We start from the raw sequence: 23,291 nt of genomic DNA on the forward strand, positions 1-23,291 counted from the left end.
AATTATTTAATCAGTGCATTGCAGTCGACAATTAATGCCACTTGACCATTTCCAAGGATTGTAGCACCTGATATTGCAAAGACACTCTGTAAGTAATTGCCGAGTGACTTTAATACAATTTCTTGTTGTCCAATAAATGAATCTACGACAAGTCCTGCTAAACTTTCGCCTTTACGTACAATGACAATCGATTGAAAATCATCATTTTCGGACGTGCTATTATCCATTTCAAATATTTCTTTTAAATCTACTAACGGTACAATCGTTCCTCTGAAGTCGACAACTGGTTGATTATGTGCATTTAAAATATCAGACTTCTGAATAATCGCTGTTTCTATAATAGAGGAAAGAGGAATTGCATAGATTTCCTGATCTAACTCTACTAACATGACAGAAATAATAGAAAGAGTAAGTGGCAATTGCACTTGGAATAGAGAGCCCTTTCCTTCTGTTGAATCAATAGAAATATGCCCACCTAGAGATTCAATCGTGTTCTTTACGACATCTAATCCAACTCCACGACCCGAAACATCCGTGATTGAAGCGGCAGTCGAAAAGCCTGATGCTAAAATCAACTCTGCCACTTGTTTATTTGATAACGTTGCAGCTGCTTCTTCGGTCACAATACCTTTTTCAATAGCTTTACCTACAACACGTTCGCGATTAACTCCTGCACCATCATCTTCTAACTCAATGAATACGTGATTACCTGAGTGGTAGGCACGTAATGTCACAGTTCCTTCTTCTGGTTTACCTTTTGCGATGCGATCTTCTGGACTTTCAATTCCATGATCCAGAGCATTTCGAATTAAATGGACTAGCGGATCACCTATTTCATCGATAACCGTTCGGTCAAGTTCTGTTTCTGCACCGATGATTTCTAAGTTTATTTTCTTATCTAGATCACGCGCTAACTGACGAACCATTTTAGGGAAACGATTGAAGACTGTCTCCACAGGGACCATCCGCATATTCAAAATAATATTTTGAAGATCACCTGACACTCTTGTCATTCGTTCTACAGATTCATTAAGCTCTGGGTTATGTAACTCGCTTGCGATGGATTGGAGCCGTCCACGATCGATGACTAATTCTTCAAACAAATTCATTAAGATATCTAAACGATCAATATTTACTCGAATTGTTTTATTAGAAGTTGAAGGGGAAGATTTCTTCGCTTTACCAGCTTCTTTTGGTGTTACTTTACCTTTTTCCGCTTTCGGTGGGAGTATATTTTGAGCTTGTGGGTTTGCTTGTTGATCCACAGAGTCTTCATGTTCTGTACGTTGATATCGCTGTACATACTCATCTGTAATATACGTAATATGTACATCTTCTATCTCAGATACTTTCATAACTTTCGCTTTCAATTCTTCTGCATCTTCATGCGTTAATAAGACAATCGTGAAATTTTGATCAAACTCTTCATTCTCAAGCTTTTCCACAGTCGGGACTGTTTTAATGACTTCACCTGACTTTTCCAGAATTTCGAATGCCATGAAAACCCGTGCGACTTTCAACAAACAGTCATCGCGTAATTGAACCGTTACCTCTAACGCATTAAAGCCTTGTTCAGATGACTGCGAAATTACAGTTAATTCAAATTCATCGTAATGAAGACCACCAGAAGTAATCACTTCTTTCGCCGATTCTTCAGTTGTTGCAGCAGGTTTCTCTACTAAGTCTAGGGGCTGTCCTGCCTCAATACGGTTTAGTGTGTCGACTAATTTGCTAACATCTTTTTTTCCATCTCCTCCTGCTTCAATATCAAGAACCATTAATTCCAGATCATCCACAGCTTCAAAAACGACGTCCAAGATTTCTGTTGTCACACCAATTTTAGAGTTTCGGATTGCATCCAGAACGTTCTCCATTTTATGTGTCAAATCCGCAATATCTTCGTAACCCATCGTAGCTGACATACCTTTTAACGTGTGGGCCGCTCGGAATATCTCATTGACAATCGCTAAATCATCCGGATTGCTCTCTAACGCCAGCAACTGTTCATTACAAGCTTGCAAATGTTCTTTACTTTCTTCGATGAACATATCCAAATACTGATTTATATCCATTGTAAAGTCCCCCTAGTTACTTCAAATTTCCCAATATAGCATCTGCAATTTGCTGCACATCTTTTATCTGATCACTAAGACCTGCATCTATGATAGCTTTAGGCATTCCATAAACAACAGACGTATTTTTAGATTCCGCTATAGTGACTGTCTTACATGAAGATCTTAATAATTCCATTCCTTCTTTCCCATCGTAGCCCATGCCAGTCATGATGACCGTGACATAGTCTAACTCTTTATGGGTTGCTGCAGATTCTAATAACACATTGACCGCGGGACGATGTCCAGAACGAAGTGCTTCTTTACCGTCCAGCACAATTTGATAACCTGCTACCGTTTTTTCAAACTTCAAATGCAGACCGCCTGGAGCAATATACGCTGTACCGTTCTCTATCAATTCCCCGTGTTCCGCTTCTTTAACTGTGATCTCACTTAATCCATTTAATCGCTCAGCTAGCGATTTCGTAAATCCCGCTGGCATGTGTTGGACAATTAAAATAGGGGAAGGAAAATCTTCCGGAAGACGAGTAATCACTTCCTGTAAGGCACGAGGACCCCCTGTCGATGTACCTATTATAACAAATGTTTTAGAACATTGTACTTTGTTTTTAGAAAAACTTGCTAATTTGGGTGTTGGCACTGTTACCGAGCTGTTCTTATCAGGTATTTCATTTTTTTTCACTGGTAATATAGTACGTGGTTTAGCGGGTATGATTTTCCTGGTCAGGTTTTGAATTCCAACGTTAGATGCAGCGAATACTTTTTCAACGATTTCTTTCTCGATTTCATGAAGATTCAAAGAAATCGCACCACCAGGTTTTGCGATTACGTCGACTGCACCGTATTCAATGGCTAATACAGCATTTTCCGTATTATGTTTCGTTGTACTTGACAAAATGACTACAGGGACAGGATTATTTGTCATGATTTCTTTCAAAGCTTCTAAACCATCCATTATAGGCATTTCTATATCCATCGTTACTACATCTGGTTGAAGATCTCGAATTTTCTTCACTGAATCCTTACCATTTCTAGCCATTCCGATAACTTCCATCATAGGATGTTTGTTCAGCATGTCAGAAATTAATTTCCGCATAAATGCTGAATCGTCCACGACAAGCACTCTCTTTTTCCTGCCAGCTATCAAATCAGCCACGTCCCTTCTGAAAAATACTTTTTATTTTTTCTAAGAATCCAGAAGTTTCTATTGAAGTGCCTGGCTGTTCGCCAAGTAAATATGTTTCTGCGATTTCTTTCATCCGCTTACTAATTTGGGAATTGGGATACATTTTCACAAATGGTATTTGTGCGATTACAGCATTTCTAACATTTATATCATCAGGCAAAAAACCTAAGATATTCGATTCAGCAGAAAGAAATTTTCGCATCGCTAATTGCAAGCGCGCTACTGAATCTCTTCCTTCTTCTTCTTTCATCACGCGATTGTTAACAATATGAAACGTTTTATCAGCGTCTTGCATACAGATAAATTTCATCATGGAGTAAGCATCTGTAATGGATGTGGGCTCCGGAGTAGATATCAAAATAATTTCATCCACTGCTAGTATTAAATCAATAGAACTTTTAGTTGCACCGGCACCCATATCGAATAAAATCACATCATATTCGGTCTGTAATATGGAGAAACCATCAATCAATCGATCGAACATTGGTTTAGACCACTCTAGCACGGTTTCTAGACCAGAACCACCCGCAATAAATGCTAACCCTTCTTCAACCGGTGTAATGACTTCATATAACCCTTGTAACCCATTCAAGTAATCTTTTAAATTATAGTTCGGTGTAGCGCCGAATAAAATGTGAATATTACCCATACCAATATCCATGTCCACAATTAAAACTTTCTTACCTTTTGCAAGTAATGAATAGGAGAAATTGGCGGTAAAGTTAGACTTGCCGACCCCTCCCTTCCCACTAATAATGGCCGTTGAACGTGCCATTTTACCTTGACTTTTCAACATTCTCAAACGCAATGCTTCAGCTTGATCATACATGAGGATCACCTACTAATAAAAGAGAAAACACTTTTTCAAAATCTGCTTCCGTAATGTCTTCAGGTACTTCCTGGCCATCTGTATAATAAGCCATCCCGATTTTGTGTTTCAGCATAAGGTTGATCATTGCACCAATAGAACTAGTTTCATCTGTTTTAGTAAAGATAAACTTTTCAATAGGAAATTTTTCAAAACGCTCTACGATAATATCCATATCCTGCTCTTTAGATGTAGTGGACAACACAAGAAATGTTTCCATTTCCAGTGAAAAATCTACTAGATTTTTTAAATCTTCAACAAATTTAGTTTCTTTGTAATTACGTCCTGCTGTATCGATGAATACAAGATCTCGATCCTTCAATTTCTCAATTGCCGTTCGAAAGTCTGTTTCATTGTAGACAACCTCAACTGGAGCCTGCAGCAAATTTGCATAGGTACGCAATTGTTCGATTGCTGCTATACGATAAGTATCTGTCGTAATAAAGCCTATTTTCTTCTTTTCTTCAAGCAACGCACGAGCCGCAATTTTTGCAATCGTAGTCGTCTTTCCTACACCGGTAGGCCCTAATACATTGATGAACTTTTTTTGATAAGAAATTCCGCCTAATGCTACATTTTGTAGCTTGTCCGAAAACCATTCTCTCATAATCTCAATTTGTTCACTCTCAACGAAATCTATCTTATCTCTTTTCATTCTTTCAAAGATTGCATCGCCGATTTGAACAATATATTCTTGTGCAAGCCCTTGGTTACGAAGTGTAGAGAGCAGAGGTAATAATTCTTTAGGATATTTTTCAAACGTATGATCATTTTTCTGCATCTCTTTAATCAATTTCTTGATTTCTTGAATCTCTTTTTGTAGTTGTTCTGTAGTTTCCGTTATAGCTGTAGAGTGAGCGGAAGAGTGCGCGAAAGGCCCATAAGACTTTTTTTCGCTCTGCTTGTCAAAGCCTGCCACTACTTCTACAGATCGTTTTTGAAATAAACCAAAAACACCTTTGCTCTTCATAACGTGAGAGCTTAGTATGACGGCATCATCACCAAAGTCTTCTCGTACTTTTTTCATTGCCTCTACCATAGTAGCAGCTGTATATTTTTTCATCTTCATTTAAATATCCACCACCCCTACACTTTGTACTTCTACAGATGCTTCGAGCTCATTGTAAGACAGTATAGGTATCTGTGGAAAATACCGCTCTGTGATTTGTCTTAAGTACATCCGAATAGCCGGCGAACACAAGATGATTGGTGCTTGATCTAGTAGAGCTACACGCTCGACCTCTTGCGCAATAACTTCTAGGAGCGATTGTGACTGTGCTGGATCAATCGATAAGAAGTTACCTTGTTCTGTTTGTTGAATATTATCTGCAATTAATTTTTCGACTTTTCCTGAGACCGTTAGCACTTTTAGCGCATCATTACCATTTACATATTGTCCTGTAATTTGTCTAGCTAAAGATTGTCTAACGTATTCCGTCAACACGTCTACATCAGAAGTGTATTTGGAGTAATCTGCAAGTGTTTCAAAGATGATTGATAAATTCCGAACGGAAACTTGTTCCCTTAACAACTTAGAAAGCACCTTTTGAATTTCACCAATAGATAATGGTGTTGGCGTTAATTCATCCACTAAAATTGGGTATGTTTCATGAACGTGATCGACTAGTTGTTTCGTTTCTTGACGTCCTAGTAAATCTGCAGCATGCGTACGAATAACTTCTGTCAAGTGTGTGGATACAACACTTGGCGGATCGACAACTGTATAGCCCATAATTTCAGCGTCTTCTTTTGCTTCTTCTGTAATCCATTTCGCCGGAAGTCCAAATGAAGGTTCAATCGTATCGATACCTTCGACTAGATCTTCTCCACCTGGGCTCATTGCTAAATAGTGATCCAACAATAATTCGCCTCGTGCCATTTCATTACCTTTTATTTTAATTCTGTATTCGTTTGGTTGTAGCTGAATATTATCTCTGATTCGAACAACAGGAATAACTAAGCCGAGTTCGATTGCTAGTTGACGCCTAATCATGACTACGCGATCTAACAAATCTCCACCTTGTGTTGCATCTACAAGAGGAATTAGGCCATAGCCAAACTCAAATTCAATCGGATCGACATTTAATAAATCCACAACATTTTCAGGTCGTTTCAAGCCTTCCGTCTCAACATCCTGTTCCATCTCGAGTAACTCGTCTAGATCCTCTTCAGGCTTGCGTGACATCATAAAAGCACCTACAGCAAGAGCGGCAGCAATAGGAATCGTCAAAATATCATTAATAGGCGTAGCTAGACCGAGCAATAAAATGGTAATAGAAGCCACGTAAAGTAACTTAGGCTGTCCAAGTAACTGGTTCGTAATATCTGTCCCTAAATTCCCTTCAGAAGCCGCACGTGTAACAACAATACCCGTAGCTGTTGAGATAAGAAGCGCTGGAATTTGCGAAACAATACCATCACCTACCGTTAGCGTGGAAAACTGGGTCGCTGCTTCAGCGAACGGTAAGCCCATTTGAACTACACCAATAATCATCCCCACAAGTAAGTTAATCATGACGATGATGATCCCAGCAATCGCATCTCCTTTAACGAACTTTGTCGCACCATCCATAGCACCGTAGAAGTCTGCCTCATTACTAACTTTCTCACGTCTTGCCCGTGCTTCTATATCCGATATCATACCTGCGTTCAAATCAGCATCGATGCTCATTTGCTTTCCTGGCATCGCATCTAATGTAAACCGAGCTGCTACTTCAGATACCCGTTCTGAACCTTTCGTAATTACAATGAATTGAATAATGATTAAAATAACAAAGACAACTAATCCAACAATAATATTCCCACCGGTTACGAACGTACCAAATGTATCTACTACTCCACCTGCATCACCTTCAGATAGGATTGCACGTGTAGTGGATACATTAAGACCTAGACGGAATAATGTAAGCAATAGCAATAACGATGGAAAGATTGAGAACTGCAAAGCTTCCTGCATATTCATCGCTGTCAATAAAACCATTAAACCAAGTGTAATATTGATAATGATTAAGAAACTCAACAACCAAGGGGGTAAAGGGATTACGAGCATTGCAATGATCATAATAACCGCTGCAAGTACTCCAATATCTTTAAACTGCATCCTACCCCTACTTTCTTATTTCACTTATATTTTTCGCTGAATTCGATAGACGTATGCCAAGATTTCTGCAACCGCCTTGAAAAAATCTTCAGGAATACGGTCTCCTACTTCGACTTGGTCATACAATGAACGAGCAAGTTGTCGGTTTTCCACCATTACAATGTCATGCTCTTTCGCAATTAACTTAATCTTTTGTGCAACGAAATCAGCACCTTTTGCTACAACAATGGGTGAATCCATTTGTTCTTCATCGTACTTTAAAGCAATTGCAAAGTGTGTTGGATTCGTAATGACTACATCTGCATGCGGAACTTCTGACATCATTCGACGCATTGCCATTTCTCGCTGACGTTGTTTAATTTTTGATTTGATCAATGGATCTCCATCCATATTTTTATATTCATCCTTAATATCCTGTTTAGACATTTTAAGATTTTTTTCATAGTCAAACTTTTGATATAAAAAATCTAATATCGAAATAAATAGCAAAACAAGTGATGCGATGATTCCCATCATTCCTACTAATTTGGCAATCGTAAGTAAAGTCATTTGTGGCGTACTAAAAGCTAAATCAAGCACTTCCCCAAAATTCATCCAAATGACCAACGTCGTCACGGTACCGATAAATGAAATCTTTAATACAGATTTTAATAATTCTACAATGGCTTTAATAGAAAAAATACGCTTTAATCCTTTAATCGGATCAATCTTTTTAAGATCAAACTTCAATGGTTCGCCAGTAAATAGTAATCCAAATTGTAGAAGATTAGCAGCCACACTGGCAATGACCGCTATAAGCATAATCGGCAATAAAATAATAGCCATTTGTTTGATGATATCCATATAAACGAGCATCACTTGATCTTCGTTTATCTTATGTATAGTAATAAAATGCGTAAAGGATTCACGGAAAAACACGAAGAAATTATCTCGCATAAATCCAGCAGCAAAAAACATAAAAAGAAATACCGAGAGCAACACAAGTGCGCTCGTCACGTCCTGACTTTTTAGAACTTGACCTTTTTTACGAGAATCCTGTCTTTTTTTCGGGGTGGCTTTCTCTGTTTTCTCGCCTGCGAAAAATTGTAAATCGAGCGTCAGCAACAACTTAGCCACCTCCTAACAGTACCATCAAATCTCTCATCGTCATAATCATGATTTCAAACACCTTTTTCATGAGTACAATAAACACACTAGATATTGTTAGTAGGACGATAAAACTTACGCCAATTTTTATTGGAAAGCCCACTACAAAGATGTTCAGCTGTGGAACTGCCCTGGCAGTAATACCTAGTGCTAAATCTACGAGAAATAACGTAGCTACAACAGGAATTGCCATTTGAAAAGCAAGCGCAAAGGCTCTAGCGAACGTCAGAACGATAAATTCAGCCATACTTGCATCGCCAAATGGCGGCCAAAGTTCAGTAACTGGTACAAATTCATAGCTATAAAATATGCCGTCAAGCAACAGATGGTGGCCGTTTAGCGCAAGCAATAATAACATGGCTAAAGAGTTTAGAAATTGACCAAGCAATGGCGATTGCGCACCCGTTTGTGGATCAATAACGTTTGCTATAGCGAAACCCATTTGAAAGTCGATAAATCCACCGGCTACTTGAATAGCTGACATGATAATGAAGGCGGCAATGCCTATCAATAGGCCAATTACTGCTTCTTTTATCACAAGTAAAATATATAGACCATCAATTTCCAATGTCGGTATGTCAACTGAATAGGACATCATCCAAGCAAGAACAGCGGCGAAAATCATGCGCTGAGTCGCTGGGATGGAGCGATAGGAAAATAATGGGAGCGTTACAAAGAATGAAGTGATACGCGTCAAAATCAGTAAAAATGCAGGTAATGATGGAATGATTTCATTCATTCCATCACCCGATATACCTAGAAAGATTAGAGAATATATCGCTTGCATAATTTGTCACATGTGATAACATCCAAGGTCCAAAGAATACAATGGCAACCATGACTGCTATGATTTTTGGTACAAATGCTAATGTCTGTTCCTGAATTTGCGTAGTAGCCTGAAATATGCTAACACCTAGACCTGTTAACAACGCTACAATCAGAAGAGGTCCTGAAGAGAGTAGAATTACCCAAATCGACCGTTCAGCAATGGAAATTACAAATTCACTCGTCACTCAAATTCCTCCCTAAAAGCTTTGTAACAATGATTGAATGATCAAATACCATCCATCGACTAGAACAAACAATAAAATCTTAAACGGCAATGAAATCATAACGGGTGGAAGCATCATCATCCCCATTGACATGAGTACACTGGCAACGATCATATCAATAACCAAGAAGGGAATAAAAATCATAAAACCCATTTGGAATGCGGTTTTGATTTCACTTAACGCGAATGCAGGAACCATCATTGTCAACGGAATATCTTCAATCGTTTCGGGTCTTTCCATTTGATTGTAACGTAGAAATAATTCTAAATCTTTTTGTCTCGTATGTTCACTCATAAATTCTTTAAATGGCCCACTCGCACGTTCATACGCTTCGTCCAAACTGATTTTTTCATCAAATAACGGTGTCAACGCTTCATCATTTACCTGACTTAGAACAGGCGACATAATGAAGAAAGTTAAAAACAATGCTAGTCCAACAAGCACCTGATTCGGTGGCATTTGTTGTGTTGCAAGAGCTGTTCTGACGAAAGATAATACGATAATAATACGTGCAAATGATGTCATTAATATCAAAATTGCCGGTGCAAGCGATAAGACCGTCAATAGCAGAAGCATTTTTATAGAAGTAGAAACGTTGGTCGGGTCACTGTTTGAAAATGAATTCAGAAAATCAGTCATCCCGGTCGCTCCCTTTCTCTTTCAAACGATCCAACTGCTGTTTACGGTCCGCTTTTATCTCTTCCATTTTTGATGTGAATATTGAGTTGAAATCAGAAGTTTCTTTTGATAAACTACCCAAATTATTCTTTGATAAAAAGCGTTCATATAACTGGGGGATAATTCCCTTTCGAACTTCACTACCTTCTTGATCATAACGCGCTAACAAGTCAGCAATTTCATCCGGATCATCTATTTCGCGTAGAAGTTGGACATTTTCACCCACACCTACTACAAAATAGCGATTCCCCATTTTTACTAATTGAATTGATTTATGTTGACCAAGAGGAACACCGCCTAAATTAGTCATCAAGCGATTCTGATCAAATTTGCGATTTCGGTTATTCATAAATCGCAGTAACCAAAGAAGTAAACCTATAACAAAGATGAAAGCTAAAAGTGTTCGAATATAATCCCCTGTAGTTAAACCAGTCGGTTCAATTTCTGCAGGATTTGTAGTCGTATCTGTAAGGTTTTCCGCCTTGTCTATGCTTGCATTTTTTGAACTGCAATCCATACCTTTACCTATACAGTCTGATACACTGATATTCGGATTTGTTTCTGCATATACAGATGGTGCGAAGACAAAACAAGTGAGAAGTATACATAACCAGTTAGTGAATAGTTTTCCATTCATAATTTGATTTAGCTCAACGCTTTGTCGATAAAGGTTTAACGATAAAGTCTTTCGCGCCTGCTTGTATAGCGTCAATTACCATTGCCTGTTGCCCCATAGCTGAACACATAATAATCGTGGCTGTTGGATGTGCACTTTTAATTGCTTTCAATGCTGCAATTCCATCCATTTCTGGCATTGTAATATCCATTGTAACTAGGTCTGGTTTCAACTCATTGTATTTCTCAATTGCTTGTGCGCCATCTGCGGCTTCACCAACAACTTCATAATTATTTTTTGTCAAAATATCTTTGATCATCATTCGCATAAATGCTGCATCGTCCACTACTAAAATTCGTTTTCCCATGTATATTCCCTCCAAGTATCGTCTATCGTAAATTATTAATTCGATCCATCTGACTAAGGATATCCGTAATACGGACCCCGAAGTTTTCATCAATTACTACTACTTCTCCTTTTGCAATATAGCGATTATTGACAAGGATATCGACCGGTTCACCTGCTAACTTATCCAACTCAATAATTGACCCTCCAGACATTTCTAGGATTTCTTTGACTGAACGCTTCGTACGTCCTAATTCTACGGTTACTTGAAGTGGTATATCAAGTAGCATATTCAAATTATTTGATTCTTCTTTGCTCAAGCTTGGCGATTGGAAGCTAGCAAACTCTGCTTGTTGCACTTGCACTTGTGGCTGAGTTGGTCTTGAAGTTGGTGACCCCTGTTGTGGCGCGTGATAAACAGGATCTGGTTGTGATGCTGGTTGTTGGTATTCCCGCTCTGGTTGCTGTGGAATAGAAACCGGTTCGGGTGTTGATGGGATTTCCTCTATTTCCGTAGCAGTTGCCGCTTCTTCTTCACCCATCAAAGATGAAACAAGTTTCTTCCCAAACTCGATTGGGTATAGTTGCATAATATTAGAATCAATCAACTCGCCTACTTTTATATTGAACGATACACGTATTAATAAATTTTGCGCTGGTATATGTTCAATCCCTTGATCGAGCTGAACATTCATCAAATCGATTGTCGGCGGTGAGATATCTACTTTTTTATTGAATATGGTGGACATGGATGTAGCAGAAGAGCCCATCATTTGATTCATCGCTTCCTGCACTGCGCTTAAATGAATATCACCCAACTCGTCATTAGGAGAAGTACCATCCCCACCCAACATAAGATCCGCAATAATCGCTGCATCACTCTGCTTAATGACAAGTACATTGGATCCACTTATCCCTTCCGTAAATTCTACTTTTATAGCCACATACGGATGCGTAAACTCTTTATCTAGTTCATCGCGTTTTATCAGTGATATAGTCGGTGTGGTGATATCTACCTTTTGTCCAAGCAATGCAGAAAGTGCAGTTGCCGAACTCCCAAATGAAATATTCCCAATCTCTCCGAGAGCATCCTGCTCCATATCCGTTAAGTACTCATCTATATTTATCTTTGCTGGCTCTGATGGTTCAGCGGGTTCAAGTGTTTCACCACGCAATAATGCTTCAATTTCTTCTTGTGAGAGAATATTATCACTCATCATCCTCATCCCCTCCCGACATCAATGTTTCTAGTACTTGAACAGCCATTCGATTACGCAGCTTACCTGGCTGAGCCGTGAATTTTGGTGTTTCTCCTACACGAATTGTCAGAGGTTCTTCAATTTGTGTATCCAATGAAATGACATCTCCTATTTGCAAGTAAAGTAAATCTTCTACTGTAATTTCTCCTTTACCTAATTCCACTACGATCGGCAACGACGCTTGTTTCAAACGTTTTTCCAATAAAAGACTCTGTTCGGGTGTTGGCTCTTTTTTATTAGTCTGCATCCAGTAGCGGACTGATAAGTTTGGAATAATAGGTTCAAGTACAACGTGTGGTATACATATATTGATCATTCCACTTGATTCACCAATAACGATATTAAAAGAGATGACAACGACCGTTTCATTAGGTGAAATCATTTGTAGGAACTGTGGATTCACTTCCATTTCCGTAAGATACGGATCAATATCAATTAAACCTGCCCAAGCCTCACGTAAATTATCGAAAGAACGTTCAAATAAATTCGTTAATATCTTTGTCTCAATTTCCGTCATATTATCTACTTTACCTGAACTGGATCCAAATCCACCCAATAATCTTTCAAGCATAGAATAGGCAACATTCGGATTCACTTCCATCAAAATATTTCCTTCGAGTGGGGATACATCGAATATATTTATCAATGTCATATTAGGAATCGAACTGATAAATTCCTCAAATGGTATCTGATCCACAGATACGACATTAATTTGAATATATGTACGCAATTGTGCTGAAAAGTAGGTTGTCAACAATCTAGCGAAATTTTCATGAATTCTCGTTAAGCTCCGAATCTGGTCTTTTGAAAAACGTAATGCTCGTTTAAAGTCATATACACGAACTTTCCTAACCTCTTCTTCTTTCTTCATTTCCTCCGCTGACATTTCCCCCGTAGACAATGCAGACAACAACGCATCTATTTCATTTTGTGACAGTACATCACCCGACATTGGCCCACCTCCACTTACATAAACATCTCTTATAAACCATCATTGGATAATGTAAGAGACAATATATACTTTCTGTATTTCGCCATTTTGCATCAGTTCGTTGAGTTGGGCTTTAATAGTATCTTCAAACTGTTGTTTTCCGGCTTTACCCTCAAAGTCTTTTGCCGTCATTTCAGAAACCTCTTGAATGACCATATTTTTCACCTGGAAGTCCCGTTTCATCAATTCTTCCGCAGCTTTTTTTCCGTCTGTCTGAATCTTTAATGATAGGCGTACAAAATTACGACCAGATAAGTTAGTTGTTATTTCTTCCACATCGACTGACGACTCGATAATCTCATCAATACTCGGTCCTTTTTCAGAAGCGTCACTATCTTTATTGAAATTTAGAATAAGGACAACCGCCACTACACCAATTAACGTAATACTTACTAAAATAATTAAGGAAATTGTTAATAATTTATTCTTCATCCTCTTCCCCCTTGATATGCGGATTCGACAGCAACTGGACCGCTTGATAAAATTTAATGATCCGGCTGTTTACTTCCTCAACCGTATCAAGGACGATATACTTTGAACCTGTGGTCAACGTAATCGTCGTGTCTGGAAATGACTCGACTTTTTCTATGTATAGCGCATTTAATGTAAATGTCGTGCGATTTAATCGAGTGACTTTAATCATATGTAAGGGGCCAGGCCAAGGCCGGCCCGACCCTCCTTTTTCAATCTATGTTTTTATCGCTTCAAGTTTACCAACTCTTGCAAAATTTCGTCGGACGTTGTGATGATTCTTGTGTTTGCCTGGAATCCACGTTGTGCAACAATCATTTCTGTGAATTCTTCGGAAAGGTCGACGTTGGACATTTCTAGGGAACCTGATTTGATTGCACCACGGCCCTCTGCTAAAGGTAAACCTTCTGACGCTGCTCCAGAGTTGGCACTTTCTTGATACAAATTGCCCCCAACTTTAGTTAAACCACCTGGATTATTGAATTTAGCTAAACCTACATTACCAATTGGTGTCAATACTCCATTAAGTACAATATTCACCGCTCCATCTTGTCCTATAGAAAGAGATGTGGCTTCCAAATCAACATTAATTTTAGCTCCGCCTTCATCTAACAGATATCTACCGTCACCATCTACAATGTCTCCGGCTTCATCCAAATAGAAGTTTCCTGCCCTAGTATAAAAATTTTCAGTTCCACCATTCTCACCGACTATAAAGAACCCGTCACCTTCAATTGCCAAGTCTAGTGTGTTTCCTGTAGTTTGCATTGATCCACCCGAGTGTATGGTATCAATCGCCGCCAATTGTGAACCTAATCCAACTTGCTTAGGATTCACACCGCCTCGAACAGCACCAGGAGCTGAAGCACCCGCCACAGTCTGTGAATACAAATCTTTAAACACCGTACGCCCCTTTTTAAAGCCGTACGTATTAACGTTAGCGATATTGTTACCAATTACATCTAATTTCGTTTGAAAGTTTTTTAAACCGGATATTCCTGAGTACATTGAGCGAATCATATGTTTGTTTCCCCTCTCGATTTTAAAGTGCACCACATCAGTCAGTCAGCGGTGTGTTGGCATCCTATTCTAGGTCCTGCCTGGTTTAGCTGAATACTATCGTTCCATCGATATTGGTGAAAAGCTGATCTTTCGCTTCCATTCGGTTCATCGCGGTGATGACAGTTGAGTTCTTGGCACTGACGATGAGTACTGCTTGATCAGTCAACACGAGTGATTCGCGGATTCCCTTCCTTTTCGCCTCGTCTACTTTTTCTGAGATGCGTGCCCATTCTGCGTCAGTCATTTGAATGCCTCGTTCTTGCAAACGGTCGTTAGCATGTTTACTGATTTTCAGTTTTTCAGGTTGCGTCGTATGATGCAGATGTTCGAGAAATGACTGGTTAGGTGGCTGTGCTTGTATCTGACTTTGGCATAAAATTGGTGATGGCATGCGATGGACATTAATCTTGTTCAAGACATCGCTCCATTCGTTTATTCGCTAATAGATATAAATTGGCTAGCTTCGATTTTCTTACCGTCTTGCAATATATAATTCAGCTTTCCAGCTTTATTTGTCACAGAACTGACTTTTCCTGTTCGTTCTTCTTCGCCATCCATATATCCGATTGTTTTACCAATGAGCATGCTTGCTTGTACTAGATTATTCGGTTGACCACCTGAAGCACCATTCGCAATTACTTCAGAAATATTGCCCGGCGATAATTCCTTGCCATCTGCTAATGTAAAGATAACTGACCCATCCATATATTTAATGGACTGAATCGTTCCGCTACCTTCATTGATAATTGGCTTGCCCTCTTCATCTTTTTTATCTGACATTTCATGCCAACGAATATCTTTACCTATGAAGCTATTATACTGGATCAACTGACTTTGGTTTTGCGCATCCGCGAACCGTTCAAACGCTTTTGCTAAGTTCATCGTCTGCTCAAGTGAAGAAAACTGTGCCATTTGTGCAATAAACTCATTGTCTTTCATCGGATTCGTTGGATCCTGATTGGCCATTTGTGCAATCAAGATTTGCATAAAGGCATCTTTATCCATCGTACCTGGTCCGGTCTTGCGTTCATCACGTTGCTTATTAATCAAGTACATAGAATCTGTAATAGGTTTTTGTGCTGGTGCTGAGTTAATATCTCCCGCCACTAATTACACCTCCAGTTCAATCATGAATTCTTCAAACGTCATCTCATGTTCATCCTGTTGCTGATCTCGCTCTGTCGGTTGCTCTTTTTGTTGACTGTTTTGTTTGTTAAATGCTTGTTCGCGATCATTTTTAGAGGGATCCTGAACCGTCTGTGATAAATCAATTCGATCTACTTGTAAGTTTTGCTGGTTGAATGCGTGACGTAACTGATGCATTTGACTATCTAGCATTTCACGCGCCATGGCAGTCGATGCTAGGATTCTAGCTGTCATAACCCCATTCACTTCTAACAATTCGATACGGACATGTCCTAGATGTTCTGGATACAATTTAATCGATAGTCGATTCATACCATTTGTTTGTCCAAAATTTGCTCGGTTCAGTATCGCTTGGAATTCACGCATCAAAACTTCACTGCGACTTTCCGGCGCTTTTTCGACTTGCGTCATCTGAAAGACCGGTCTACTTTCAGTCTGTGGTAAAACAGATTGTATAGATGGTGTTTCACTCGGTTTCGCCTGTTGATCTTGTTGCTTTGCGTCTGCTGCTGATTGCTCTGTCGTTAAGCGAATCATATGTTGCATAGCTGAAGGTAACTGGATCGTTTGTTTTACTTCTGGTTTCACTGCTTTATCTTCAAGCATCGTAGCAAATTGAGCCAATATAGGTCGAATCGTCTTAACTAACTGCACCTGTCCAACATCTAGATCCATTTTAGGAGCAGCTAGTTCGACTGCTTTGAATAAAACTGTCATTTCAACTATTACTTTTTCAGGGTATTGCTGAAACGCCAATTGAATTTTCTCTGGTGGTATTGTTTGCAGCGTATCCAATACAAACCAAATATCTTCAGTAGCCTGTATTTTCTCTAACTGTTCTTTAGTTACACCTACAACTTCTAGTACATTTGTAATCACTTCTATTGTATCCGCTACCGTCTGATCTACTTGTTCCTTTTGAATTTGTGGAATCACAACAGCCTCTTCGACAGGAGTTTTTGTAGGCAAACTTTGTCGATAACCTAATTCTTTCAGCAAATGCGAGACTACAGGTGTGTTTTGCTCGCTTTGTTTTAACTCATCCAGTAAGTGCGCGACTACAGGTGTGTTTTGCTCGCTTTGTTTTAATTCATCCAGTAAGTGCGAGTCTACAGGTGATTTTTGTTCGCTTTGTTTTAGCCCATCCAGTAAGTACGCGACTACAGGTAATTTTTGCTCACTTTGTTTTAGCCCATCCAGTAAGTACGCGACTACAGGAGATTTTTGCTCGCTTTGTTTTAACCCATCCAGTAAACTAGCTAATTCCTCTACTGTCTTGGCATTCATGATATCGTCCATCAATTTTGCTAGTTTCCCATCTGAACCAAGTGATTGCCCACCATTGGTAAATTCAGAAGATGCTATCATATTTTGAAAAACACTTCCAAATCCAGACGCGCCTGTGCCACTAATTGTAGAAACGGGTGAAGCTGTTGACATGCCTGGTGAACCAATACTCATCAATAGTCCTAAATTCAAATTAACACCTCCTTCAAATACTGACATACTACTTTGTTAACATCGAAGTGTATTTAGCCGCTTCTTCTGGCGTCATTTTCTCTAGTATAGAAGCCAAAGTCGCAGGTTTTAAGCTAGATAAAATTTGCACGGCTTCTGCATCCCCCATTTCAGTAATAACGGGCGCTGCTGATTTAGCAGACATTTGTTCATACGTGCTGACAATTTCTTTGAAATCTCGCTTTGACTCACTCTGTTCTATTTTAAGTTGTTCAATTTCTTCATTCAGCTTCTCTTTTTCAATTACTAATGTTTCATTTGAATCTTTCACTTGCGAAAGTTCATTTTGGACTTCAAATAATTGTGCTTCTTTCTCTTGAATTTCGGCTTGCAAAGAAATAACACGTTCTTCTAAAATCAAATCCCCCTCCACTTTTTCATCAGGTTTTTTTTCTTCTAGAAATGGTATTTTGGAAGTCCATTCTTTGGCTTGATCAAACACATTAACATCCGCAACTTTTGCAATGATTAATACAACTGCTGTTGTAAACATTAAAGGTATGATAATCCATGCTAGTAAAATCTGAAAAAAGCCGAATGACTTTCTTTCAACAACTTCTACTTCTTTGGCTTTTCTCTTCTTTTTAGATTTAGCCACTCTACCACCTATCTTCTTTTGAGCGAAATTTTATCGTCGACAGTTCATCAATTCGATTGGCTTCCACAAGTTCCATTTCGGCATCATATTGTTGTTTACCAATCTCTTTCATTTTCTCGAATTTTTTCACTTCAATATTTTTTTCTAGAAGTTGTGATTCATACCAACTCATTTTCGAACGAGATTTTATGACTTCTTTCTGCGTTTGATCTATTTGGACTTCTAGCCTATCTATATATCGTGAGTAGTGATGTAAGTCATCGATGGAAAAGCCTGTAGCCATTCGTACTTGCTGTTGTTCCAAAGTCTCTTCCTTTTTTTTTATTTGATTGTAAAGCTCGGTTGCTACTTCTTCAAATTGCCGAATGGCTTCTTTATATGCTATCTCAGTTTCATCACGTTCTTGCTCACGTAGTGTCAAAACTTTTTCAAAACGATAATTATAAGTGGTCATGTGCCACCACCTCCAGAAGCTAATGCAATCATTTCATTGACCGTATCCTCTAGACTGACATTCTCATCGTAAGCCTGCTTCAAAAACTTTGTAATAAGTGGTTCATATTTAATTGCTTCATCAATTTCATGTGAAGTACCTTTTTTGTACGCACCTATATTAATCAAATCTTCGGCTTTATCATAAGCGTAATATAGCTCGCGTAACTTTTCTGCGGCTTTTTTATGCTCTGGTTCTGCAATATGATTCATTAAACGGCTTACGCTTTTCAAGACATTAATAGCTGGATATTGCCCTTTATTTGCGAGCGTTCTGTCGAGTACGATGTGACCATCCAGAATTCCTCGTACGGCATCTGCGATTGGTTCATTCATATCATCGCCGTCAACAAGTACCGTATAAAAAGCAGTAATGGCTCCCATTTCATTCGTACCACTTCGTTCGAGTAATTTCGGTAGAATAGCAAAAACAGATGGGGTATAGCCGCGTGTTGCTGGTGGTTCTCCGACTGCAAGTCCAATTTCTCGTTGTGCCATCGCAACACGAGTGACAGAATCCATCATGAGCATTACATTCAGACCTTTATCTCTAAAGTACTCAGCAATGGCTGTTGCAGTAAAAGCACCTTTAATCCGCATTAGAGCAGGCTGATCAGATGTCGCTGCGATAACGATTGTTCTCTTCAAACCCTCTGGTCCTAAATCTCTGTCGATAAACTCTCGAACTTCACGGCCACGTTCACCAATTAACGCGATAATATTAATATCAGCTTCAGTATTTCGTGCAATCATGCCAAGTAACGTACTTTTCCCTACACCTGAACCGGCAAAAATCCCAACTCGCTGGCCACTTCCTACTGTCAGCATGCCGTCAATCGCTTTTACCCCAACAGCTAACTTATCATTGATTGTTGGACGTGTTAGTACATTCGGAGGACTATTTTCTGTACGAACAGTAGCTAGTCCCTTCGGTAGCGCGCTATAGTCGATTGGTTGTCCCAATGAATCTAACACGTGTCCCAATAAATTCATACCAACCTTTACTTCAAGGGGTTTGCCTAATGATTCTACAAGACATCCACTAGAGATATTTCGAATATCAGTGTAGGGCATGAGCATAACAATTTCTTCACGAAAACCAACTACTTCAGCCTGGATCACTGATCGGCCTTCTTCTGGCACATTCAAGTGAATAAAGCATACATCGCCAATGGAAGATGCCGGCCCTTGTGATTCAATCATTAGACCGACTACTCGAATCACTCGACCATATTTCTTTAATGTATTGATATTTGGAATAATTCGAATGAGATCTTCTGCTTTTTTCAAAATTACACACCGCTTTCCATAATTTTGACAAGCTGTTCTTTCAATTCGTTTAATTGATCATCCACACTGACGACAATTCGACCATGGTTCGTTTCTATAAAACAGTCTGTTGCGGAAAAATCTTCATTTACAAAAATTAAGAATGGTGTCTCTGGCGGAAAGATCGATGCTAACTCAGATCGGTTATGCGTTACCATTTTAAAATGTTCAGTAGGGACAAATAACTTAATCTCTTTCATTTCCTGCGCTTCTTTTATTCCTTTTCGAATAATCGATAGATATGTTTCATCGTCATCTTCAAGCGCTTTATGAATGATTTGTTCAGCAGAACGAATAGCAATATCCAATATCACTCGTTCTTGGTTCATCAAATATTGCGTAGCATTCTGATAAGATAACATCGTTGTCTCATTTGCCGCTTCTATCATTTCTCGCATATCAGCAATCGCTTTATTCCGTCCGTCTTCAAATCCTGTTTGAAATCCTTCATCGTACGCGGATTGTTGCAACTTTTCTTTTTCGCTCGCCCAAGACGCATGCATCGCTTCAATATCAGCTGCTGCTCTTGTCATTCGTCGTTCAATTTCAGCATCCGCTATATCACTGCGTTGTTGTATCTCTTGCATCATTCGATTTCGTTCGGCAAACATCATTCCATACGTAAGAGGTTTTTCAATGGGTTCAACTGGCTCTTCTAACATATTTCGGATCGAAATTTCTTTGACCTGTTTTTCATTTACTATAGTACGCTCAGAACGAAACAGATTAGACAATGATGTCATCTCCTCCGCCACGGGCAATAATAATCTCCCCTGCGTCCTCGAGTCTACGGATAATACCGACAATTCTTGATTGTGCCTCTTCAACATCACGTAAACGCACAGGACCCATGACTTCCATTTCTTCTTGGAAAGACTCTGCCATGCGTTGAGACATATTCTTAAATAAAATCTCTTTTACTTCTTCACTTGATACTTTCATAGCTAATATTAAGTCTTCATTTTCACAATCACGTATGACACGCTGTATCGAACGATTATCCAATGTAATAATATCTTCGAAGACAAACATCCTTTTACGAATCTCTTCAGCCAACTCAGGATCTTGAATTTCAAGCGCATCGAGAATAGTTTTCTCGGTCGAACGATCGACACCGTTCAAAACTTCGACCACTGCATCGACGCCACCAGTTTCTGTAAAATCCTGTGTGACTGTAGAAGACAATTTACGTTCCAACACCGCTTCAATTTCACTAATCACTTCTGGAGATGTTGATTCCATTGTTGCAATCCGCTTTGCAATATCGGCCTGCATTTCTTGCGGAAGAGATGACAGGATTAATCCTGCCTGCTCCGCTTCTAGATAAGACAAAATAAGCGCAATCGTTTGTGGATGTTCATTTTGTATAAAGTTCAAAATTTGTGTAGGTTCCGCACGTCTAGCAAAATCAAAAGGCTTAACTTGAAGTGATGAAGTCAGGCGGTTAATAATCGCTTGCGCATGATCTTTACCCAACGCTTTTTCAAGTACTGTTTTCGCGTAACCAATACCACCTTGTGAAATGTAATCTTGCGCTAACGCAATATTATGGAATTCTTCAATAATCTCTTCTTTCACAGATGACTCAACTTTTTTTACTCCTGAAATTTCTAGTGTTAACCGTTCAATTTCCTCCTCATTTAGATGCTTATAAACCGCTGCTGAGACTTCAGGCCCCAGAGAGATAAGCAATAAGGCGGCCTTTTGTTTACCCGACATACTCTTGTCTTTCTTAACCAACTTGCATCCCCCCGTTACTCTTCAGCAATCCACGTTCGTAATAACTTCGCGAACTCTTCTGGCTTATCTTTCGCCATCTTCTCGAGTTGTTTTCTACGCTCAGTGGCTTCAGTCTCTTGTTCGATATTAATGTCATCTACTTGAATAGTTTCTAGTTGCTGTTCAGCTTGTCGCCCTTCTTCCAATTCAGCATCTTTACGTCTTTTACGTTGGAATAAAACGATGAGTACGATAATCGCTAGAACTAGTACACCGCCGATAACGTAAACCCACCAAGGGATAACCGTCTTCGTTTCTTCAAATGCTACGTTTTTACCTCTCAACGGCTGGACTGAAACAGCAATTTTCTCAGCCAACAATTCATCTGTAAGCTCTCCCGCCGCCTCTTTATCCAAAGTTGTGCGCACAATCGTTTCTAAAATGCGTTCAATATCTTGTTGCACTTCAGGCGCTAAAGAGGTCGGATCATCCGCAATTGGTGGTTCAATCATAACTTGTATACCTAGATTACGAATTTTATAAGGACTCTCCACAATATCTTTGCGAATTCGATTGACTTCATTGTTTATAGTCTCTTCTATGCGTTCGTAGTCTCCGTTACCCGATTCACCTTCTACATAGGTTGTTCTGTTATCTGTTGGATCTTCCGCTTCTGGAGTTCCACCTATCGCAGGATTAGTTCCTGAAAAAGATTCTGTAATTCGCTGTACACTTAATGCAATACCTTGCATGTTTTCTTCATCTACAGGTGTCACAAGATTTTCTACACGTTGCTCCTTCTTAAAATCGATGTCTGTTGTAACTGAAACCACGACTTTATCTTGCCCCATCATCGTACTTAACATCATTTGTACTTGTCTTTGGATATCACGTTCGATGGTCTTTTTTACACTCATTTGATCGGTTACACTTTGTCCAACCGAGTTTTCTGAATCTTTCAGATCAAAATACTCAAAGTATTGGTTCTGTATGACGATATTATCATTAGACAAGTTCGGTAAGCTTTTTGACACTAGGTTATATAGTGACGCGATTTGCTGTTCAGTGAAATTTTGTCCTGCATTAGTTTTCAACATAATCGCCGCACTAGCTTCCGTCGCTGAATCATTAACGAAAATCCCCTCAGTCGGTAATGTAAGCATTACTTTTGCATCTTTAATACCTTCTATACCCTTTATTAAGTTCGCCAATTCCGTCTGCATCGCAGCAAGCTTAATCATATTAAATTCGTTGTCTGTAGTTCCGAAGCCTGCATTATCCGAAAAGAAAGAGTAATCTATGAGGCCTGAATTCGGGAAACCTTCTGCCGCTAAAGATACCCGCAGATTATCTAATTGTTTCTCGGGTACCGATATAGCTGTGCCACCAGGCTCAACTATATACATAACACCCTTTCCGTCCAATACTTCTTTAATGCGACCTATTTCAGATGGGGATACATCGGAATAGAGTGTTACATATGTAGTTTTAGATAGGGATATTGTTAAAAAAATTGCCAGCGCAATCACACTGGCTGCTGTTGCAATATATGTGATTTTTTGTTTTTTAGAGCGACTATCCCAGAACAACTTTATATCCGTCCTAATTTTTGTGAATCTTTCCTTCATTCTAATCCCCCGGTC

Annotated in this window: 25 protein-coding genes; all 25 read right to left on the bottom strand. The window is 39.2% G+C overall.

Annotated elements, in window-relative coordinates; translation table 11 throughout:
* Nucleotides 1-2: 2 nt before the first annotated feature.
* The 25 genes from ORD22_RS00265 to fliF all read right to left on the bottom strand — a co-directional run bounded on the left by ORD22_RS00265 (nt 3) and on the right by fliF (nt 23,276).
* A complete protein-coding gene (locus tag ORD22_RS00265) occupies nt 3-2,072 on the bottom strand; it encodes a chemotaxis protein CheW (protein WP_317643840.1) in 2,070 nt (689 codons plus the stop codon).
* 16 nt (nt 2,073-2,088) lie between these two features.
* On the bottom strand, nt 2,089-3,219 hold the full coding sequence (locus ORD22_RS00270; protein WP_411567604.1) for a protein-glutamate methylesterase/protein-glutamine glutaminase: 1,131 nt from the start codon (nt 3,217-3,219) through the stop codon (nt 2,089-2,091).
* A 1-nt stretch (nt 3,220) separates the two neighbouring features.
* Nucleotides 3,221-4,087 carry a MinD/ParA family protein gene (locus ORD22_RS00275; RefSeq protein WP_317643842.1) on the bottom strand — a complete coding sequence of 289 codons (867 nt, stop codon included), beginning with the start codon at nt 4,085-4,087 and terminating at the stop codon, nt 3,221-3,223.
* A complete protein-coding gene (gene flhF, locus ORD22_RS00280; protein WP_317643843.1) occupies nt 4,080-5,195 on the bottom strand; it encodes a flagellar biosynthesis GTPase FlhF in 1,116 nt (371 codons plus the stop codon). The genes ORD22_RS00275 and flhF overlap by 8 nt, the downstream gene beginning before the upstream one ends.
* On the bottom strand, nt 5,196-7,226 hold the full coding sequence (flhA, locus tag ORD22_RS00285) for a flagellar biosynthesis protein FlhA (protein ID WP_317643844.1): 2,031 nt from the start codon (nt 7,224-7,226) through the stop codon (nt 5,196-5,198).
* A 24-nt stretch (nt 7,227-7,250) separates the two neighbouring features.
* Entirely contained in the window at nt 7,251-8,342 is a 1,092-nt protein-coding gene (flhB, locus tag ORD22_RS00290; protein ID WP_317643845.1) for a flagellar biosynthesis protein FlhB, read from the bottom strand.
* Nucleotides 8,335-9,111, bottom strand: coding sequence for a flagellar biosynthetic protein FliR (gene fliR, locus ORD22_RS00295; protein ID WP_317643846.1), 777 nt, complete (start codon nt 9,109-9,111; stop codon nt 8,335-8,337). Before fliR ends, flhB begins: the two co-directional genes overlap by 8 nt.
* Before the next feature lie 4 nt (nt 9,112-9,115).
* Complete coding sequence (gene fliQ / locus ORD22_RS00300; protein WP_317643848.1) at nt 9,116-9,385, bottom strand: flagellar biosynthesis protein FliQ; 270 nt, start codon at nt 9,383-9,385, stop codon at nt 9,116-9,118.
* Nucleotides 9,386-9,397: 12 nt separating this feature from the next.
* Entirely contained in the window at nt 9,398-10,063 is a 666-nt protein-coding gene (gene fliP, locus ORD22_RS00305; protein WP_317643849.1) for a flagellar type III secretion system pore protein FliP, read from the bottom strand.
* The gene (locus ORD22_RS00310; RefSeq protein WP_317643850.1) at nt 10,056-10,739 is read right to left on the bottom strand and encodes a flagellar biosynthetic protein FliO; all 684 of its coding nucleotides are present in this window, start codon (nt 10,737-10,739) and stop codon (nt 10,056-10,058) included. Before ORD22_RS00310 ends, fliP begins: the two co-directional genes overlap by 8 nt.
* Nucleotides 10,740-10,752: 13 nt before the next feature.
* Nucleotides 10,753-11,085, bottom strand: coding sequence for a response regulator (locus tag ORD22_RS00315; protein WP_317643851.1), 333 nt, complete (start codon nt 11,083-11,085; stop codon nt 10,753-10,755).
* Nucleotides 11,086-11,107: 22 nt separating this feature from the next.
* Nucleotides 11,108-12,280, bottom strand: a complete 1,173-nt coding sequence (fliY, locus tag ORD22_RS00320; protein WP_317644181.1) for a flagellar motor switch phosphatase FliY — start codon at nt 12,278-12,280, stop codon at nt 11,108-11,110.
* Nucleotides 12,273-13,274 carry a flagellar motor switch protein FliM gene (gene fliM / locus ORD22_RS00325; protein WP_317643852.1) on the bottom strand — a complete coding sequence of 334 codons (1,002 nt, stop codon included), beginning with the start codon at nt 13,272-13,274 and terminating at the stop codon, nt 12,273-12,275. Before fliM ends, fliY begins: the two co-directional genes overlap by 8 nt.
* A gap of 39 nt (nt 13,275-13,313) precedes the next feature.
* Nucleotides 13,314-13,745: a flagellar basal body-associated protein FliL gene (gene fliL, locus ORD22_RS00330; RefSeq protein ID WP_317643853.1), complete on the bottom strand. Its 432-nt coding sequence runs from the start codon at nt 13,743-13,745 to the stop codon at nt 13,314-13,316.
* Nucleotides 13,735-13,956 (bottom strand): flagellar FlbD family protein, encoded by a 222-nt coding sequence (locus ORD22_RS00335; RefSeq protein ID WP_317643854.1) that lies wholly within the window; start codon nt 13,954-13,956, stop codon nt 13,735-13,737. Before ORD22_RS00335 ends, fliL begins: the two co-directional genes overlap by 11 nt.
* 53 nt (nt 13,957-14,009) lie before the next feature.
* Nucleotides 14,010-14,804 carry a flagellar basal body rod protein FlgG gene (flgG, locus tag ORD22_RS00340; protein WP_317643855.1) on the bottom strand — a complete coding sequence of 265 codons (795 nt, stop codon included), beginning with the start codon at nt 14,802-14,804 and terminating at the stop codon, nt 14,010-14,012.
* Between the two features lie 85 nt (nt 14,805-14,889).
* Nucleotides 14,890-15,261, bottom strand: coding sequence for a TIGR02530 family flagellar biosynthesis protein (locus ORD22_RS00345; protein WP_317643856.1), 372 nt, complete (start codon nt 15,259-15,261; stop codon nt 14,890-14,892).
* Nucleotides 15,262-15,278: 17 nt separating this feature from the next.
* Nucleotides 15,279-15,953, bottom strand: coding sequence for a flagellar hook capping FlgD N-terminal domain-containing protein (locus ORD22_RS00350; protein WP_317643857.1), 675 nt, complete (start codon nt 15,951-15,953; stop codon nt 15,279-15,281).
* A 3-nt stretch (nt 15,954-15,956) separates the two neighbouring features.
* On the bottom strand, nt 15,957-17,471 hold the full coding sequence (locus tag ORD22_RS00355) for a flagellar hook-length control protein FliK (protein WP_317643858.1): 1,515 nt from the start codon (nt 17,469-17,471) through the stop codon (nt 15,957-15,959).
* A gap of 28 nt (nt 17,472-17,499) precedes the next feature.
* Nucleotides 17,500-18,108, bottom strand: coding sequence for a MotE family protein (locus ORD22_RS00360; protein WP_317643859.1), 609 nt, complete (start codon nt 18,106-18,108; stop codon nt 17,500-17,502).
* 1 nt (nt 18,109) lies between these two features.
* Nucleotides 18,110-18,562, bottom strand: coding sequence for a flagellar export protein FliJ (gene fliJ / locus ORD22_RS00365; RefSeq protein WP_317643860.1), 453 nt, complete (start codon nt 18,560-18,562; stop codon nt 18,110-18,112).
* Nucleotides 18,559-19,890: a flagellar protein export ATPase FliI gene (fliI, locus tag ORD22_RS00370; RefSeq protein ID WP_317643861.1), complete on the bottom strand. Its 1,332-nt coding sequence runs from the start codon at nt 19,888-19,890 to the stop codon at nt 18,559-18,561. Before fliI ends, fliJ begins: the two co-directional genes overlap by 4 nt.
* 2 nt (nt 19,891-19,892) lie before the next feature.
* Nucleotides 19,893-20,663 carry a flagellar assembly protein FliH gene (fliH, locus tag ORD22_RS00375; protein ID WP_317643862.1) on the bottom strand — a complete coding sequence of 257 codons (771 nt, stop codon included), beginning with the start codon at nt 20,661-20,663 and terminating at the stop codon, nt 19,893-19,895.
* Nucleotides 20,656-21,669 carry a flagellar motor switch protein FliG gene (fliG, locus tag ORD22_RS00380; protein ID WP_317643863.1) on the bottom strand — a complete coding sequence of 338 codons (1,014 nt, stop codon included), beginning with the start codon at nt 21,667-21,669 and terminating at the stop codon, nt 20,656-20,658. Before fliG ends, fliH begins: the two co-directional genes overlap by 8 nt.
* Nucleotides 21,670-21,683: 14 nt before the next feature.
* On the bottom strand, nt 21,684-23,276 hold the full coding sequence (fliF, locus tag ORD22_RS00385; RefSeq protein ID WP_317643864.1) for a flagellar basal-body MS-ring/collar protein FliF: 1,593 nt from the start codon (nt 23,274-23,276) through the stop codon (nt 21,684-21,686).
* Nucleotides 23,277-23,291: the final 15 nt, after the last annotated feature.

It is taken from the genome of Sporosarcina sp. GW1-11 (genome assembly GCF_033088395.1).
Taxonomy (GTDB): domain Bacteria; phylum Bacillota; class Bacilli; order Bacillales_A; family Planococcaceae; genus Sporosarcina.